Origin of the sequence: Quadrisphaera sp. INWT6 (assembly GCF_015390235.1) — a bacterium.
Lineage (GTDB): Bacteria > Actinomycetota > Actinomycetes > Actinomycetales > Quadrisphaeraceae > Quadrisphaera.
The window spans coordinates 267,733-285,093 of record NZ_VUOH01000003.1; the positions used below are offsets into that span (position 1 = coordinate 267,733).

Genomic DNA, 17,361 nt, shown 5'->3' on the forward strand with positions numbered 1-17,361 from the left:
CCGTGATCGTCCTGGGGCTCATCCTGCTGCTGCTCGGCATCTTCCTGCCGCAGCAGCTCCTGCTCACCATCGGCATCGTGCTGATCATCGTGGGCCTGGTCCTCAACCTGGTGCCGATCGGCGGCTCCCGCCGAAGGGTGTTCTGACACCCGCCGCACGACGACGAGGGCCCCGCAGCCGGACGGCTGCGGGGCCCTCGTGCGTGCGGGGCCTCCCGATCAGAGGGTGGCGGCCGTCGGGTCCCAGTCGGCGGGCAGCGCCGGGGCGACCTCGACGGTGCTCTCGACGTCGACGGGACCGCGCCGCTGCGCCGCCTCGATGGTCGAGACCATGACGTCGAGCACGTGGAAGGCCTGGGCGCCGCTGGCCCGCTCGGGCCGCCCCGCGCGGACCGCGCGCGCCAGCTCCAGCACGCCCGCGCCGCGGCTCGCGGTGGAGCCGACCGACGGCTCCGAGCGCACGGTCCCGTCGAGGGCGTGCACCTGGATCTCGCCGTCGAAGTGGTTCGGGTCGGGCAGCTCCAGGGTGCCGGTGGAGCTGGCGACCTCGAGCTGGGTGCGCGAGACCGCGGAGTCGAAGCTGAACAGCGCGCTCGCGCTGGCCCCGCCCTCGAACTCGTACAGGGCGCTGACGTGCGTGGGCACCTCGACGTCGAAGACCTGGCCCGCCTTGGGGCCGGAGCCGATCGTGCGCTGCGGACGCGCCGTCGAGCTCGTGGCGCTCACGCGCGCCACGGGGCCGAGCAGCTGGACCAGCGCCGTCAGGTAGTAGGGGCCGATGTCGAACAGCGGGCCGGCGCCCTCGGCGAAGAGGAACGCCGGGTCCGGGTGCCAGCTCTCGGGACCGGCCGACTGGAGCAGCACCAGCGCGGTCAGCGGGTCGCCGACGGCACCGGACTCCAGCAGGCGCCGGGAGGTCTGGATGCCGGCGCCCAGGAAGGTGTCGGGGGCCGTGGCCACGCGGCGGTCGGCCCTGGCGGCGGCCTCCAGCAGGGAGGTGCCGCTGGCCCTGTCGAGCGCGAAGGGCTTCTCGGTCCAGACGTCCTTGCCGGCCGCGACGGCGGCGGTGGCCACCTCGACGTGCGCGGCGGGGATGGTCAGGTTCACCACGAGCTCGACCTCGGGGTCGCCGAGCACGTCCTCCACCGAGCCCCAGCGCGGGACGCCGAACGCCTCGGCCTGCGCGCGGGCGCGGTCGACGGCGAGGTCGGCGACCACCCTGACGTCGAGGTCGGGGAAGGAGGTGAGGTTGGTCAGGTACTGGGTGCTGATGGTCCCGGCGCCGATGACGCCGACGCCGACGCGGCCGGAGCCGCGGGGGCCACCCGTCGTCGTCCAGCTCATGCGAGGCCCTGCTCGCGCAGGAACGACAGGCCGTCGGCGACGGCGGTGAACCTGTCGCCGCGGGAGTCGTCGAGCTCGATGACGCGCAGGGCGTGCGGCGCCGCCGCGGCGATGTCGGTCACCGGCAGGGTCCCCTGCCCGAGGGCCACCTGGTCGAGCACGTCGGCCGTGGCCGGGCCGTCCTTGAGGTGGACGGCGACGACCTGGTCTCCCAGGCGCTGCAGCAGGGCCACCGGGTCGTGCCCGCCGACGGCGACCCAGTAGGTGTCGACCTCGAGGACGACCTCGGGGGCGACGTCGGCCAGGCGCTGGGCGAGCACCTCGAAGGCGCTGGTGCCGTCGAGGTCGCTCTCGAGCTCGTGGGCGTGGTTGTGGTAGCCGACGCGCACGCCGTGGCGCGCGGCCACACCGGCGGCGGCGGCCAGCTCGGCGGCCACGGCCTCGACGTCCTCGCGGGTGCGCCAGCGGTCCGGCGGCGTGTGGGGGTCGATGACGGTCAGCGTGCCGCGGCGCGCCGCCGCGGCGAAGAGGGCGTCGAGCGCGTCGTCGTCCTGCCCGACGAAGCCCTGGTGCATCGTCGGCGCGGAGATGTCGTGCTCGGCCAGGGCGGCGGCGAGCTCGTCGGACAGCGCCAGCGGCCCGAAGGGCTCGACGCTGGTGAACCCGAGCGCCGCCAGGCGGGCGACCGTGCCGGCGACGTCCTCGGCGAGGGCCTCCCGCACGGTGTAGAGCTGGACGCTGACCTGGCTGCTGGCGCGCGGGGCGGGCCCGGTGGAGGTGGCTGACGTGCTCACGGCTCTCCTCGTGACGGGGTCCGGACAGCGGCAGCGCTGCCGGGAGGTCGCCCTCGAGTCAACCACCCGCCCCGGAGATCCGTACCACCCGGTCGGTGTCGCTCGGTCGTCGACCGGGCCCGCCCGGCCGAGCGCGTGGACGCGTCCGCGCCCGGGAAGCCCCATGATGGTCGGTCGGACCGACCCCCGCCCGGGGGCCGCGGGAGGGAGTGGTGCGCGTGAGGATCGTCTACAACAGCTTCGACGGCCGGTACTCGGACAGCCCGAGGGCGCTGCACCAGGCCCTCCTCGACTCGCGGGAGCCGCTCGAGCACACCTGGCTCGCGTCTCCCGCCCACGCCGCCGGCTTCCCCGCCGGCACCCGCACCACCAGCACCGACGGCCCCGACGCCGTCGCCGCCCTGGAGGCGGCCGACCTGGTGGTCTCCAACACGCACCTGCTGCCGCAGTGGGCCAAGGCCCCCGGCTGCCTGTACCTGCAGACCTGGCACGGCACCCCGCTGAAGCGCATCGCGGCCGACGAGCCGCACGTCGGCGCCGACGACCCGGTGCCCGGGTGGCGCGACATCGACAGGTGGGACCTGCTGCTGTCGTCGGGCCCGGCCGCCACGCGCGCGCTGACCAGCGGGTTCCGCTGGACCGGTCCGGTCGCGGAGACGGGCTGGCCCCGCAACGACGTGCTGCTCTCCGCCAGCGCCCCCGCCGTGCGGCGCCGCGTGCGCGACGAGCTCGGCGTCCCCAAGGGCCGGACGGCCGTGCTGTACGCGCCCACTTGGCGCGACGACGTCCTCGACGCCGACGGCCGCCGCGACGTGCAGCTCCAGCTCGACCTGGCCGAGTTCAGCCGCCGGTTCGCGGGCACGCACGTGCTGCTGCTGCGCCTGCACTACATGCTGTCCGACCGGCTGGCCGAGCACCTGTCCGGCGCCGGGCTGCCCGACGGCGTGGTCGACGTGTCGACCCACCCCGACATCGCCGAGCTGTACCTCGGCGCCGACGCGATGGTGACGGACTACTCCTCCACGCTGTTCGACTTCGCGGCCACGCGGAAGCCGGTCGTGCTCTTCGCCTACGACCTGGAGCACTACCGCGACGACCTGCGCGGGTTCTACTTCGACCTGTTCTCCTCCCCGCCCGGCCCGGTGGTGCGCACCAGCGACGAGCTCCTCGACGTCCTGGCCGACCCGGTGGCCTCCGCGGCGCCGTGGACCCAGCGCGCCGAGGCGTTCCTCGCCGAGCACTGCCCCCTTGACGACGGCGGCGCCGCGCGCCGCGTGCTCGACCTCGTGCTGCCCGCGGGGCCGGGGCGCCCCTCCCCCGCCGTCCTCCCGACCGACCCCTCCGCTGAACTGGTGGTGCACCCGTGACCCTGCAGGCCGTCGTCCTCGCCGCCGGGAAGGGGACCCGCCTCGGGCGGCCCCTGCCCAAGCCGCTGACCCAGCTCGCCGACGGGCGCAGCATCCTCGTCCAGCAGGTCGAGAACCTACGCACCGTGCTGGGCGAGCAGCTCTCCATCACCGCGGTCGTCGGCTTCAAGGCGGCGCTGATCATGGAGGCGGTGCCGACGCTGCTCTTCGCCTACAACGAGGACTACGAGGACACCAACACCTCGAAGTCCCTGCTGCGCGCCCTGGAGCTGTCGGCCGACGGCCCGGTGCTCTGGCTCAACGGCGACGTCGTCTTCGACCCGACGCTGCTCGACCTGCTGCTCGGCCCGATCGCCCGCGGCGAGTCGGCCGTCTGCGTCAACACCGCCAGCGTGGGCGAGGAGGAGGTCAAGTACACGGTCGACGCCGAGGGCTTCATCGCCGACCTGTCCAAGACCGTGGTCGGCGGCCTCGGCGAGGCGGTCGGCATCAACCTGGTCTCGGCGTCCGACAAGGCGCTGCTCGTGGAGAAGCTGCGCGAGTGCGGCGACCAGGACTACTTCGAGCGCGGCATCGAGCTGGCCATCGCGGCCGGCATGCGGGTGCTGCCCGTCGACATCAGCGAGCACGTCGCGGTGGAGGTCGACTTCGAGGAGGACCTGGTGCGCGCCGAGCGCCTCGTCGCCGAGCACCACGCGGCGCACCCCACCGCCTGACCCAGCCCGGGGCGCACCCTCCGCGGAGGGTGCGCCCCGAGGGGGGTCAGCGGCTGACGACCGCCAGGACCTGGGCGGCGATCTCCGCCTCCTCGTCGGTCGGGACGACGAGCACCCTCTCGCCGATGCGCACCGCGGCGTCGGGCCCCCTCGCCGCGTCGTTGGCCGCGTCCTCGACCCCGAAGCCGAGGTGCGCCAGCGGCGCGCAGACGGCGGCCCGCACCGCGGCGTCGTTCTCCCCGACGCCCGCGGTGAACACCACGGCCCTCACGCGCGGCACCAGCGCCAGGAACGAGCCGACGGCCGCCGTCAGCCGGTAGCAGTAGACCTCCATCGCCTCGCGCGCCGCGGCGTCGCCCTCGCGGGCGCGGGCCTGCACCGACCTGACGTCGGACTCCCCCGCCAGGCCCTGCAGCCCGCTGCGCTTGTTGAGCAGGTCGTCGACCTGCTGCGCGCTCATGCCGGCCTCGCGCACCAGGGTCATGACGATGGCCGGGTCGACGTCGCCGCTGCGCGTGCCCATGGCCACGCCGGCCAGCGGCGTGAGCCCCATGGTCGTGTCGACGCTGCGGCCGCCCTGCACGGCCGTGACCGAGACGCCGTTGCCCACGTGGGCCACGACCAGGTCGGCCTCCTCCGGCGGCACGCCGAGGAACTCGGCGGCGCGTCGGGTGACCACCTGGACGCTCGTGCCGTGGAAGCCGTACTTGCGCAGGCCGTACCGCTGCGCCACGTCGCGGTCGACGGCGTACGTGGCCGCGCGCGGGGGGATCGTGGCGTGGAAGGCGGTGTCGAAGACGGCGACCTGCGGGACGTCGGGCAGCGCCGCGCGCAGCGCCCGGACCGCCGCCAGCTGGGGCGGGTTGTGCAGCGGCGCGAGCGCCGACAGCTCGGCGATGCCGGCCTCGACGTCGTCGTCGACCAGCGTGGGGTCGGTGTACCGGGTGCCGCCCTGCACGACGCGGTGGCCCACCCCCGCGAGGCCGTCGAGCCCCGGGCCCCCCCGGTCGCTGCGCAGGGCCCCCATCACCTGCTCGAGCGCCGCCGCGTGGTCGGGCACCTCGGCGCTGCCGATGCGCTCGACCGTCCCCTTGAGGAGCACGTCGGCGCCCTCGCGGAGCTGGAACTTCAGGCTCGAGGAGCCCGCGTTGACGACCAGGACCCTGCTGCTCATCGGGAGCTCCCCTGCGACTGGACGGCGGTGATGGCCACGGTGGAGACGACGTCGGCGACGGTGCAGCCGCGGGAGAGGTCGTTGACGGGACGGCGCAGGCCCTGGAGCACCGGCCCGACGGCGACGGCGTCACCGGTGCGCTGCACCGCCTTGTAGGTGGTGTTGCCCGTGTTCAGGTCGGGGAAGACCAGCACGGTCGCGCGCCCGGCGACGGGGTTGTCGGGCATCTTGGCCACGCCGGTGGCCGGGTCGACCGCGGCGTCGTACTGGATCGGGCCGGCCAGCGGCAGGTCGGGCGCGAGCTCGGCGACCAGGCGGGTGGCCTCGCGGACCTTGTCGACGTCGACGCCCGCGCCGGAGCTGCCCGTGGAGTAGCTGACCATCGCCACCCGCGGCTCGACCCCGAACGCCCGCGCGGTCTCGGCGCTGGAGACGGCGATGCCGGCCAGCTCCTCCGCCGTCGGGTCGAGGTTCACGGCGCAGTCGGCGAAGACCATGACCCTGTCGGGCAGGCACATGAGGAAGGCGCCGGAGACGCGCTTGGCGCCCGGCACGGTCTTGATGACCTCCAGGGCCGGCCGGATGGTCGCGGCGGTGGTGTGGGTCGCGCCCGAGACCATGCCGTCGGCGTGGCCCGTCTCCACCATGAGGGTGCCGAAGTACGTCGGGTCGAGCAGCTGCTCGCGGGCGCCGTGGAGGGTCACGCCCTTGTGCTTGCGCCGCTCGGCGTAGACCGCGGCCATCTCCTCGCGCAGCGGCGAGGTGGCCGGGTCGACGATCCGGGCGCCGCCCAGGTCGACGCCGAGGCGGTCGGCCAGCGCGCGCACCTGCTCCTCGCGGCCCAGGAGCACCAGGTCGGCGACGTCGAGGTGCCCGAGCTCCTCCGCGGCGCGCAGCACGCGGGTGTCCTCGCTCTCCGGCAGCACGATGGTCCGGCGGTCGGCGCGGGCGGCCGCGAGCAGCCGGGCGTTGAACATCGCCGGCGTGACGGCCTCGGTGCGCACCAGGCGGATGCGCTCGGCCAGCTCGTCGGCGTCGACCCCGGCGCTGAACGCCCCGAGGGCCGCCGTGACCTTGCGCTGGCTGGTGGGCCGGATGGCGCCGGTGGCCCCCTCGAGCCGGTGGATGGTGCTGTACGTGTCGGTCGGCACGCTGACCATCGGCAGGCCGCTGGGCCGCAGCAGGGTCAGCTGCAGGTCGTCGGGGCGGGTGCCGTTGGTGAGCACCAGCCCGCCGGGCGTGGGCAGGTCGCGGTGGATCGCGGCGCCCGCGGAGACGAGCATCAGGTCGAGGCGGTCGCCGGAGGTGACCAGCAGGGTGCCCTCGCGCAGGAGCCGGAGCACCACGTCGGCGTGGGCGGAGCCCGCCAGGTAGCCGCCCACCTCGCGCTCGAGGGCGGAGTCGGACCCGGTGAGCACCGTCCCGCCGAGCACCGTGGCCACCTCGCCGACGGTCAGCGCGCTCAGCAGCGGCACGTCGTCGACGGCGTAGACGGGGTGCTGCGTGGCGCCGCCGGTGTGCCCGCCGGCGGCGCGCACCGCCTCGAGCACCTCCTCGCGGCGGTCGGGGTCGACCCGGTTCACCACCGTGGCCAGCTTGGTGCAGCCGCGGGCCGCGAGCGCCGAGCCGGCCTCGCGGGCGGCCGCGGCGACCGAGGAGGCCTCGGCGGGGCCGTCGGCGCCGGCTGCCGACACCACGACGACGACGGGCGCGCCGAGGTTGACCGCCAGCAGGGCGTTGAGGTCGAGCTCGGTGGCCGGGGAGGGGCCGGTGAAGTCGGTGCCGACCACGAGGACGAAGTCGGAGCGCTCCGCCAGGCGCTCCACCCGCTCGACGATGGTGGCGACCAGGCGGCGCGGGTCGGGGCCGGCGTCGGTGGAGTCGACCAGCGCCGCCGCCTCGGACCACGTCAGGCCCACGGCGTCGTCGTCGTCGATGTCGAGGTCGTAGCGGTGGCGGAGCAGCTCGACCATGGGGTCGGGCTCGTCGCGGCTGGAGACGACGGGCCGGAAGACCACCGGGCGGCGCACGGAGCTGGCGAGCAGGTCGAGCAGCCCGAGGGCGACGACCGTCTTGCCGGCGCCCGCCCGGTCGGCGGTCACGTAGAGGCGCTGGTTGAGGCGCTGGTCCGAGGTCGGGGGGTCAGACGGCACGGGTCCACCCTGGCGGGCACGGTCCCCCGGCGCCACGCCGGGGGCCGTGCTCTGCGACACGTCCAGGGCCCCCGTGAGGGGGTCAGCCGCGCAGGTCGAGCCAGGCGACCTGCTCGGCGGTCAGCTCGACGGCGAGCCCGGCCATCGACGAGCGCATCTCGGCGATGGAGCGGGGCCCGAAGAGCGCGAACACCGGGAACGGCTGGGCGAGCACGTAGGCGAGGGCGACGGCGGTCGCGGGGACCCCAGCTCGGCGCCCAGGCGCTCGGCGCGGCGCTTGCGCTCGAGGTTGTCGTCGGAGAGGTAGCAGCGCACCAGCTCGGCGTCGCCGCGCATCTCCTCGTCGGGGCGGGCGAAGAAGCCGCGCGCCTGGCTGGACCAGGGCAGCAGCGCCACCTGGCGCTCCTCGAGCCAGGTGCGCGAGGCCGGGTCGGTGGCGTGCACGCAGCCCGCCCACGGCACGTCCAGGGCGCGGGCGAGGCCGAAGTGGTTGCTCAGCACGGAGAAGCCCTGGCGGCCGTTGCTCGCCGCGTGGGCGTTCGCCGCGTCGAAGCGCTCCGGGCTCCAGTTGGAGCCGCCGTAGACGCCGATGCGCCCCGCGCGGGCGTGCTCGTCGAGGACGTCGACGAACTCCCCCACGGGAACGGACGGGTCGTCGCGGTGCATGAGGTAGACGTCGGCGCGCTCCAGGCCCTGCCGCTCGAAGGACTCCAGCAGCTGCCGGCTCAGCGACTCCGGGTCGCAGTACGGGGTGTGCGCGCCCTTGACGATGACGGTGACGTCGTCGCGGATCCCGCGGTTGGCGAGCCACCGGCCGAAGCGGCGCTCGTACTCGCCGTCGGGGCCGTAGACCCAGGCGGTGTCGAAGGTGGTGCCGCCGGCCTCGACGAAGGCGTCGAAGATGGCCGAGGCGCTGGCGAGGTCGGGCTGGTTGTCGCAGCCCATCACCAGGCGCGAGACCGGGCGGTCCAGCCCCGGCAGCGCGCCGACGGGCACCTGCGCCGAGCCCGGGGCGGGGACCCGCAGAGGCTCGCCGGAGACGGTGCCCACGCGGGCGGTCTCGGCCTCGAAGGGGTAGCGCAGCCCGATGGCGGCGCGCCAGCGGTCGAGCACGGCGAGGGTGCCCAGGGAGTCGGCGTGCGTCTGCTCCGGGGCCTGCGCGTCGGAGCCGCTCCCGCCGCCGGCCAGGCGCGCGGCGGCGTCGGCGAGGGCCTGCGCCTCCAGCGCGAAGGCCTGCTGCTCGGGGGCGGCGCCGTCCCAGGTCTCGACGCGCTCGGGCTCGCCGGCGCGGCGCAGCACCAGGCGCGGGGCGGCCTGGACGGTCCACGGGTCGTGCAGCTCCAGCACGCCCTCGGAGCCGCGGACCACCACGACCTGGGGGTCGTCGACGCGGATCCCGCAGCGGACGGTGGCCAGCAGGCCGCCGCCGAAGTCGAGGTGGGCCGTCGTCCACTCGTCGACGCCGGTGGGGCCGATGCGGCCCTCCGCGCGCACGCCGGCGGGACCGGGCAGGGGCTCGGCGAAGGGGCGTCCGGCCGCGGCGCCGGCCACGGCCCGGGCCATCGACACCGGGTAGCAGCCGACGTCGAGGATCCCGCCGCCGGCGGTGGCCGGGTCGTACAGGCGCCCCGGGCCGCCCGGGGCGCCCTCGGGGGCGGGGCTGGAGTCGAACGAGAAGCTCGCGTCGACGTGGGAGACCCGGCCGACGGCGCCCTCGGACACCAGCTCCAGCAGGCGGCGCGTGGCGGGGTGGAAGCGGTAGGCGAAGGCCTCCAGCAGGGCGACGCCGGCGCGCTCGGCGGCGTCGACGAGCGCCGAGGAGCTGCCCAGGTTCGGGGTGAGGGGCTTCTCGACGAGGAGGTGCTTGCCCGCCCGGGCGGCGGCCAGCGCCAGCTCGGCGTGCTTCGTGTGGACGACGCTGACGTAGACGCCGTCGACGCCGGGGTTGGCGAGCACCTCCGCGTAGGTGCCCGAGCTCACCCGGCCCCGCGGGCGGCGCCGGCCCCCCCGGCGGCCTCGGCCTCGTCGGCCAGCGCGCGGGCGCGGGCGGCGTCGGAGGAGCCCACCGCGACCAGCACCCCGGTGCGGCTGGCGGGGAGCTCGCGCACGAAGCGGCGGGCGATGGAGCCGGGGCCGAGGACGGCCCAGCGGAAGACGTCGGCGTCTGGCACCCCAGCAGGCTAGGCGAGGCCCCGGAGATCGCCCCCGACGGGCTGTCCGACCCTCCTGGCAGGGTGCGCAGCGTGACCGGACGTGACCGACACGCCGGACGAGCAGCCAACACCGACCACAACCAGTAGTTCGCTGGAAGTCTCCGCCCCCTAGATGTAGCGTCTGGGACACCGGAGGCCGCCCGAGAGAGCGACCCGGTCCCCCACTTCCCCAGGACCTGCGGAGATGACGCAGCGTTCCGGTTCAGCCACGCCCGACGCACGCTCACGCGAACGACCACGAGCACGAGCACAGGAGACGCACATGACGCAGGTGGCAGACGAGGTCCTGGAGGTCTCCGCGAGCGGGGCCGGTTCCGACCAGGGCGGCGCGGCTCCCACCGCCGTCATCAACCGCCGCGGCGAGGTCGTGCCCTTCGAGGCGTCGCGGATCTCCGTGGCCCTCCAGAAGGCCTTCCTGGCCACCGAGGGCCAGGCCGCCGGCAGCTCCGCCCGCGTGCGCGAGCTCGTCGAGGAGATGACCACCACCGTCGTCGACACCCTGGTGCGCCGCTCCCTAGCCGGCACCGGGTCCTCCGGCCGCCCCGTGGCCGTCGAGGAGGTGCAGGACCAGGTCGAGCTCGTCCTCATGCGCTCGGGCGAGCACGCCGTCGCCCGCTCCTACATCCTCTACCGCGAGGAGCACGCCAAGGCCCGCCGCGCCCGCGAGGCCGCGACCCCCAGCGTCGCCTCCGTGCGCCAGCTGTCGGTGCGCACCTCCGAGGGCACCCTGGTCCCGCTCGACCGCGACCGCGTGGCCGCCGTCGTCGCCGAGGCCTGCGCCGGCCTGCCCACCGTCGACCCCGACGCGGTCGTCACCGAGGCCATGCGGACCCTGTACGACGGCGTCGGCGAGGTCGAGCTGGCCCAGGCCCTCGTGCTGGCCGCCCGCACCAAGGTCGAGGTCGACCCCGACTACACCTACGTCTCCGCGCGCCTGCTCATGGACATGCTGCGCACCGAGGCGCTCACCGCCGTCCTCGGCGAGCGCACGCTGGCCACCGCGCCGCAGATGGCGCAGCTGTACCCGCGCTACCTCAAGGGCTACATCGCCAAGGGCATCGAGCTCGACATGCTCGACCCCCGCCTGGGCGAGTTCGACCTCGACCGCATGGGCGCGGCCATCGAGGCCGGCCGGGACGCCGACTTCACGTTCCTCGGCCTGCAGACCCTGTACGACCGGTACTTCCTGCACGACCGCGGCCAGCGCTACGAGCTGCCGCAGGCCTTCTTCCTGCGCGTCGCGATGGGCCTGGCCCTGAACGAGGAGCACAAGGAGGAGCGGGCGATCGAGTTCTACCGCCTCATCTCCAGCTTCGACTTCATGTGCTCCACGCCGACGCTGTTCAACGCCGGCACCACCCGCCCGCAGCTGTCCAGCTGCTTCCTCACCACGGTCTCCGACGACCTGTCCGGCATCTTCCAGTCCATCAAGGACAACGCGATGCTGGCCAAGTACTCCGGCGGCCTCGGCAACGACTGGACCCCGGTCCGCGGCATCGGCGCCCACATCAAGGGCACCAACGGCCAGAGCCAGGGCGTCGTCCCGTTCCTCAAGATCGCCAACGACACCGCCGTCGCGGTGAACCAGGGCGGCAAGCGCAAGGGCGCCGTCTGCGCCTACCTCGAGACGTGGCACATCGACGTCGAGGAGTTCCTGGAGCTCCGCAAGAACACCGGTGACGAGCGCCGCCGCACCCACGACATGAACACGGCCAACTGGGTGCCCGACCTATTCATGCAGCGCGTGGCCGCCAAGGGCGACTGGACGCTGTTCTCCCCCGACGAGACCGCGACCTCCACGACCTGTACGGCACGGCCTTCGCCGAGCGCTACGCGGAGTACGAGGCGATGGCGGCCCGCGGCGAGCTGCGCGTGCACCGCACCGTCAAGGCGCTCGACCTGTGGCGCAAGATGCTGACCTCGTTGTTCGAGACCGGCCACCCGTGGATCACCTTCAAGGACCCGTGCAACCTGCGCTCCCCGCAGCAGCACGTCGGCGTCGTGCACTCGTCCAACCTGTGCACCGAGATCACGCTGAACACCAACGCCGACGAGGTCGCGGTCTGCAACCTCGGCTCGGTCAACCTGGCCGCCCACGTCACCGCCGAGGGCCTCGACGTCGAGCGCCTGCGCCGCACCGTCCGCACCGCGGTCCGCATGCTCGACAACGTCATCGACCTGAACCTCTACACGATCCCCCAGGCCGAGAACGCCAACCAGCAGCACCGTCCCGTGGGCCTGGGCCTCATGGGCTTCCAGGACGCGCTCTTCGCGCTGCGCCTGCCCTACTCCTCCGACGAGGCCGTGCAGTTCGCAGACACCTCGATGGAGCAGATCTCCTACGCGGCGATCGAGGCGAGCTCCGACCTGGCCGCCGAGCGCGGCTCCTACAAGAGCTTCGACGGGTCGCTGTGGAGCCGCGGGATCCTCCCGGTCGACTCCCTGGAGATCCTGCGCGAGGCCCGCGGCGGCGACGTCGAGCTCGACACCTCCGCCACGCTCGACTGGGCCCCGCTGCGCGAGAAGGTCCAGCGCCAGGGCATGCGCAACTCCAACGTCATGGCGATCGCGCCCACCGCGACGATCTCCAACATCGTGGGCGTCGCGCAGTCGATCGAGCCGATGTACCGCAACCTGTTCGTGAAGTCGAACATGTCCGGCGACTTCACCGTGGTGAACGCCTCCCTGGTCCGCGACCTCGCCGAGCGGGGCCTGTGGGACGAGGTCATGGTCTCCGACCTGAAGTACTTCGACGGCTCGCTGGGCCACATCGACCGCGTCCCGGCCGACCTGCAGGCGCTGTACGCCACCGCCTTCGAGGTCGACCCGGTGTGGCTGCTCCGCTCGGCCTCGCGCCGCCAGAAGTGGATCGACCAGGCGCAGTCGCTGAACCTGTACGTGTCCAGCCCCAACGGCCGGATGCTCGACTCCCTGTACCGCACCGCCTGGCAGCTGGGCCTGAAGACGACGTACTACCTGCGCTCGTCCTCGGCCACGCACGTGGAGAAGTCCACGCTGCGCGGCACCGACGGCAAGCTGAACGCCGTCTCCTCCGGCGCCCCGGCGACGGCCCCGGCCGCCGGTGTCCCGGCGCAGGCCGCAGCCCCCGCCGCGGCGACGGCGGCCTCCCCCGCGGCGGCCGTCTCGGCCAGCCCGTCCGCGGTGGTCACGCTGCCGCAGACCGCTGACGCCGACCAGACCCCGGAGCTCAGCGCCGAGTACGCCGCGGCCTGCTCCATCGAGAACGGCGACGAGTGCGAGGCGTGCCAGTGAGCGCCCCCACCAGCAGCCACCTGCCCACCACCCGCACCTCGAGCGAGGAGACCACCGTGACCACCCTGGACGACGCCGTCGAGACCTCCGTCGACAACGTGACCGGCCTCGGCGCCATCCAGTCGGGCGCCTCCCGCGTCGACGTCAGCGACAAGGCGATGATCAACGCCCGCGCCGACGTCAACCAGCTGCTGCCGCTGAAGTACGGCTGGGCCTGGGAGAAGTACCTCGCGGGCTGCAACAACCACTGGATGCCCACCGAGGTGTCCATGCAGGCCGACATCGCCCTGTGGAAGAGCCGCGACGGGCTCACCGAGGACGAGCGCCTCATGCTCAAGCGCAACCTCGGCTTCTTCGCGACCGCCGAGTCGCTGGTCGCCAACAACATCGTGCTCGCGGTCTACCGCCAGCTCACCAACCCTGAGTGCCGCCAGTACCTGCTGCGCCAGGCCTTCGAGGAGGCCGTGCACACGCACACCTTCCAGTACATCTGCACCAGCCTCGGCCTCGACGAGGGCGAGCTGTTCAACATGTACCGCGAGGTGCCCTCCATCACCGCCAAGGACGCGTGGGCGCTCAAGCACACCCGCAACCTCGAGTCGGGTGAGTTCTCCACCGGCACGCCCGAGGCCGACCAGGACTTCCTGCGCGACCTCATCGCGTTCTACGTGGTCTTCGAGGGCATGTGGTTCTACACGGGCTTCGCGCAGATCCTCAGCCTCGGCCGCCGCAACAAGATGGTCGGCATCGCCGAGCAGTACCAGTACATCCTCCGCGACGAGTCGATCCACCTGAACTTCGGCATCGACGTCATCAACCAGATCAAGGCCGAGAACCCGCACCTGTGGTCCGCGGAGTTCCAGGCCGAGGTCCGGGGCATGCTCAAGGAGGCCTGCGAGCTGGAGATCGAGTACGGCAAGGAAACGATGCCCCGCGGCATCCTCGGGCTGAACTCCGATCTCACCTCCGAGTACATGCGGTTCATCACCAACCGCCGCTGCGTCCAGCTGGGCCTGGCCGAGGTGTTCCCCCCGGCGGAGAACCCCTTCCCGTGGATGTCCGAGACGATGGACCTCAAGAAGGAGAAGAACTTCTTCGAGACCCGCGTCATCGAGTACCAGACCGGTGGCGGTCTGGCCTGGGACTGACCTCCCCCTGACGCCGTCCGCACCGGCCGGCGTCTCCCGTTCACGGCGGCCCGTCGTCTCCCCCGAGGAGGTGGCGGGCCGCCGTCGTGTCCCCCCTCCGCGACGATCACGCACCTGAGCGCCACCACCGGGCCCCCAGCCCTTCCGGGACGACGTGACGCTCAGGCGCATGATCGTCACCGGGTGGGCAGGCGGGTGAGCGGGTGGGGCGGTGCCCACCGGGTGGACCGCTCCCCGGGTGGTGCGCCCCGACCCGGGCACCAGCCTCCCCAGGAGGAGCCCCTCCCCGCGACGATCACGCACCTGAGCGCCACCACCGGGCCCCCAGCCCTTCCGGGACGACGTGACGCTCAGGCGCATGATCGTCACCGGGTGGGCAGGCGGGTGAGCGGGTGGGGCGGTGCCCACCGGGTGGACCGCTCCCCGGGTGGTGCGCCCCGACCCGGGCACCAGCGCACCCAACGGGCACCAACCTCCCCAGGAGGAGCCCCCACCCGCGACGATCACGCACCTGCGCGCCACCACCCGGTCTTCCCACAGCGCCTCCTGTCGCACTTCGGTCCCCTTCGCTGCAGCTGACGCCCCATCAGGGAACGCGAAGGGGCGTCAGCTGCGCAGATGGGGCGTCAGCTGCGCCGGCCGGGTCGCGGCGGAGAGGACCGGCAGGCGACGTGGCGCGCAGGCGCATGATCGTCGCCGGAGGAGGGGGTGCGGTGATCTCGGGGTGCGGCGACGTCACGGCTGCGGGATGTTGGGCAGTTCGAGCGGATTCCGACCCTTGCCGCCCCACGACACCGAGACGCCGTTATCGTTCCGTGACATGAGCTCCAGCACCCGCAACGGCGCGGGCACCACGCACCGCAGCAGCACCGGTCAGCAGGTGGCCCGATAGCCCGTCGCGGTGCCGGCGCGTGGGCGCGCCAGGCCAAGCCCTCCCGTCCCCGCGAGGAGGGCCTGCGCCTGGTGGCCCGGAACAAGCGCGCCGCGCACGACTACGTCCTGGCCCACTCCTACGAGGCGGGCCTGGTGCTCGTGGGCACCGAGGTGAAGGCGCTGCGCGCCGGCCGCGCCTCGCTGTCGGAGAGCTGGGTCGAGATCAGCGACCGCGGTGAGGCGTGGCTGCACGGCGCCCACATCCCCGAGTACTCCCAGGGCAGCTGGACCAACCACTCCGCGCGGCGTCCCCGCAAGCTGCTGCTGCACGCCGCCCAGCTGGCCCGCCTCGAGGCCGCCTCCCGCGAGGCCGGGTGGACCGTGGTGCCCACGAGCCTGTACTTCCTGGGCTCCTGGGTGAAGGTCGAGGTGGCGATCGCCCGGGGCAAGCAGGAGCACGACAAGCGCCAGACCCTGCGCGAGCGGCAGGACGCCCGTGAGGCCGAGCGGGCGATGTCGGTCCACCGCCGCACCAACCCCCGCACCGCCGCCGGCGGTGCAGGCACCGTGAGCGCGCGCCGTGAGGGCTGAGCGCACGGCGGTGGGCTGGGTCCGCCGCCTCCAGGTCGTCACCGCGGCCGCGGCCGCCCTCGTGCTCGTGTGGCCCGTGGTCGACATCGCGGTCAGCACCGCGTGGTCGCACCGCCCCGTCGACGCGGGCCGGCTCGACGCCGTCGTCGTCTCGGGTCGAGCCTGGACGGCGGGCGCACCACCCCGCTGCTGGAGCGCCGGGCGGAGCGGACCGCCGCGCTGGTGGCCCAGGCCCGCGCCGAGGGCGCAGACCCCTGGGTGGTCGCCAGCGGCGGCGTCACCGGCGCCACGGCGTTCGACGCGCAGCCGGTCAGCGAGGCCGACGTCCTCGGGGCGCGCCTGGTCGAGCTCGGCGTGCCTCGCGAGCGGCTGCTCCTGGAGGAGCGGGCGCTGTCGACGTCGGACAACCTCGCGCTGTCGATGCCGCTGCTCCAGGCCACCGACCCCGGCGTCCACCGGGTCGCGGTGGTCACCTCCGACGGCCACGTGGCACGGGTGCGGCTGCTGCTGCACCGGGCGGTGGTCGACGGCCGCGTCGACGGGGCGCTCGACGTGGTGCTCGTCGGCGCCACCACCCCGCTGAGCGACGTCCGCCAGGCCCTCGTGCGCGAGGTGTCGCTGGTGGCGGGCAACCGCGTCGACTCGGCCATGACGACGGCGGTGCACACGGCGGTGAGCCAGGCGCGGTGGTTCACCGGCGGGCCGGCCGGCGGGTCAGCCAGCGCCTGAGGGGGCGGGTCGGCGCGGGGCCCGCCACCGGTCCGGTCGACCGGTCTGTGACGCTGGCCCGGTGACCTCCCCCTCACCCGGCGCCCTGCCCGACCTCGCGCCGCAGCGCGTCGCCGACGCGGTCGCCACCGCCGAAGCGTCCATGGACGCCCTGGACGCCGTCCGCGCGCGGGTCGACGGCGGCCGCACGGCCAACACGCACGGCGGCGACCCGGGCCTGCACCGCAACCGCAGCACGGTGGTCCGCCACGCCGTCAGCTACCTCGTGGCGGCCCGCGCCGGCGCTGCCGCGAGCGCCGCGGGCCTGGAGGGCCCGGTGGTGGACGTCGGTGCGGGGACCGCGGCGTTCTCGCCCCTGCTCGCCGAGCGGCTCGGGCGGCCGCTGGTGCTGGTCGACATCGACGTGCGGCACACCGCGCTGGCCGCGGCGGCCTTCCCGCAGGCGACCACCCACACCGACCTCGCCGACGCCCCCGACGGCGCGGTCGTCGTGGCCAGCGAGGTGGTGGAGCACCTGGTCCCGGCCGACCAGGTCGGCTTCGTCGCGTCGATGGCGGCGCGCACGCTCCCCGGCGGGGCGCTGGTGCTGACGACCCCGGACGAGTCGGGGTACTCCGGGGGCTGGTCGGGCTACGCCCCCCACGTGGGTCCTGTCGACGCCGACGGCCTGCGCCGGGTGGTCGCGGAGGGCACCGGCGGCTGGCCGGTGCGGGTGCTGCGCATCGACGGCCCGACCTTCACCCTCACCCGCGGCGGGGCGAGGGTGCAGAAGGCGGCGAACCTCCTCTGGAACCGGGCGGCGGGGCTGGTCGCTCCGCTGGAGCCGGTGGCGACCGGGCTGCTGCACCGCGTCACCCGCGAGCGGCCACCGGCGGCCGTGCCCTCCGAGGGCTCCTGGACGGTCACCGAGGTCGGGCCGGGCGACGGCGGGTGGCGCGCCGGCACGGGTCTCGTCGCCGTCGCCACCCGCCCGCTCTGACTGTCGGG

Annotated in this window: 13 protein-coding genes and 1 pseudogene; 8 read left to right on the forward strand and 6 right to left on the reverse strand. The window is 74.3% G+C overall.

Features of this window, described 5'->3' with window-relative positions; all coding sequences use genetic code 11:
- Positions 1 to 2: 2 nt before the first annotated feature.
- Positions 3 to 146, forward strand: coding sequence for a hypothetical protein (locus F1641_RS11070; protein ID WP_194905495.1), 144 nt, complete (start codon positions 3 to 5; stop codon positions 144 to 146).
- A gap of 72 nt (positions 147 to 218) precedes the next feature.
- On the opposite strand, the gene F1641_RS11075 is transcribed toward F1641_RS11070, so the two are convergent.
- Both F1641_RS11075 and F1641_RS11080 read right to left on the reverse strand, forming a co-directional pair.
- On the reverse strand, positions 219 to 1,343 hold the full coding sequence (locus F1641_RS11075; protein ID WP_194905498.1) for a Gfo/Idh/MocA family protein: 1,125 nt from the start codon (positions 1,341 to 1,343) through the stop codon (positions 219 to 221).
- Positions 1,340 to 2,137: a sugar phosphate isomerase/epimerase gene (locus F1641_RS11080; protein ID WP_206691024.1), complete on the reverse strand. Its 798-nt coding sequence runs from the start codon at positions 2,135 to 2,137 to the stop codon at positions 1,340 to 1,342. Before F1641_RS11080 ends, F1641_RS11075 begins: the two co-directional genes overlap by 4 nt.
- Positions 2,138 to 2,349: 212 nt before the next feature.
- On the opposite strand from F1641_RS11080, the gene F1641_RS11085 reads away from it, so the two are divergent.
- Together F1641_RS11085 and F1641_RS11090 are read left to right on the forward strand one after the other, a co-directional pair.
- Positions 2,350 to 3,504: a CDP-glycerol glycerophosphotransferase family protein gene (locus F1641_RS11085; protein ID WP_309225565.1), complete on the forward strand. Its 1,155-nt coding sequence runs from the start codon at positions 2,350 to 2,352 to the stop codon at positions 3,502 to 3,504.
- Positions 3,501 to 4,220 carry an NTP transferase domain-containing protein gene (locus F1641_RS11090; protein WP_194905505.1) on the forward strand — a complete coding sequence of 240 codons (720 nt, stop codon included), beginning with the start codon at positions 3,501 to 3,503 and terminating at the stop codon, positions 4,218 to 4,220. The genes F1641_RS11085 and F1641_RS11090 overlap by 4 nt, the downstream gene beginning before the upstream one ends.
- Before the next feature lie 46 nt (positions 4,221 to 4,266).
- Here the strand turns inward: F1641_RS11090 and F1641_RS11095 are convergent, their stop codons facing one another.
- From F1641_RS11095 to F1641_RS23220, 4 genes are all read right to left on the reverse strand, one after another.
- Positions 4,267 to 5,394 carry an acetate/propionate family kinase gene (locus tag F1641_RS11095; protein WP_194905508.1) on the reverse strand — a complete coding sequence of 376 codons (1,128 nt, stop codon included), beginning with the start codon at positions 5,392 to 5,394 and terminating at the stop codon, positions 4,267 to 4,269.
- Positions 5,391 to 7,547, reverse strand: a complete 2,157-nt coding sequence (pta, locus tag F1641_RS11100; protein ID WP_194905511.1) for a phosphate acetyltransferase — start codon at positions 7,545 to 7,547, stop codon at positions 5,391 to 5,393. The genes F1641_RS11095 and pta overlap by 4 nt, the downstream gene beginning before the upstream one ends.
- 120 nt (positions 7,548 to 7,667) lie before the next feature.
- Positions 7,668 to 9,527 carry an aldo/keto reductase gene (locus F1641_RS11105; RefSeq protein WP_206691025.1) on the reverse strand — a complete coding sequence of 620 codons (1,860 nt, stop codon included), beginning with the start codon at positions 9,525 to 9,527 and terminating at the stop codon, positions 7,668 to 7,670.
- On the reverse strand, positions 9,524 to 9,718 hold the full coding sequence (locus tag F1641_RS23220) for a hypothetical protein (RefSeq protein ID WP_206691026.1): 195 nt from the start codon (positions 9,716 to 9,718) through the stop codon (positions 9,524 to 9,526). Before F1641_RS23220 ends, F1641_RS11105 begins: the two co-directional genes overlap by 4 nt.
- A 304-nt stretch (positions 9,719 to 10,022) precedes the next feature.
- Here F1641_RS23220 and F1641_RS21475 point away from each other — a divergent pair.
- From F1641_RS21475 to F1641_RS11130, 5 genes and pseudogenes are all read left to right on the forward strand, one after another.
- Positions 10,023 to 13,033 (forward strand): annotated as a pseudogene (locus F1641_RS21475) (ribonucleoside-diphosphate reductase subunit alpha).
- A gap of 56 nt (positions 13,034 to 13,089) precedes the next feature.
- Positions 13,090 to 14,181: a ribonucleotide-diphosphate reductase subunit beta gene (locus F1641_RS11115; RefSeq protein WP_194905938.1), complete on the forward strand. Its 1,092-nt coding sequence runs from the start codon at positions 13,090 to 13,092 to the stop codon at positions 14,179 to 14,181.
- Between the two features lie 888 nt (positions 14,182 to 15,069).
- Positions 15,070 to 15,645 carry an SsrA-binding protein SmpB gene (gene smpB, locus F1641_RS11120; protein ID WP_194905940.1) on the forward strand — a complete coding sequence of 192 codons (576 nt, stop codon included), beginning with the start codon at positions 15,070 to 15,072 and terminating at the stop codon, positions 15,643 to 15,645.
- A gap of 102 nt (positions 15,646 to 15,747) precedes the next feature.
- Positions 15,748 to 16,374 carry a YdcF family protein gene (locus F1641_RS11125; RefSeq protein ID WP_194905513.1) on the forward strand — a complete coding sequence of 209 codons (627 nt, stop codon included), beginning with the start codon at positions 15,748 to 15,750 and terminating at the stop codon, positions 16,372 to 16,374.
- 61 nt (positions 16,375 to 16,435) lie between these two features.
- Positions 16,436 to 17,353 carry a methyltransferase domain-containing protein gene (locus F1641_RS11130; protein ID WP_194905516.1) on the forward strand — a complete coding sequence of 306 codons (918 nt, stop codon included), beginning with the start codon at positions 16,436 to 16,438 and terminating at the stop codon, positions 17,351 to 17,353.
- Positions 17,354 to 17,361 lie beyond the last annotated feature (8 nt).

What these genes read in the sequence shown, in the direction of transcription:
- F1641_RS11075 (WP_194905498.1), bottom strand. Translation starts at nt 1,343, where the DNA reads ATGAGCTGGACGACGACGGGTGGCCCCCGCGGCTCCGGCCGCGTCGGC.
- F1641_RS11095 (WP_194905508.1), bottom strand. Translation starts at nt 5,394, where the DNA reads ATGAGCAGCAGGGTCCTGGTCGTCAACGCGGGCTCCTCGAGCCTGAAG.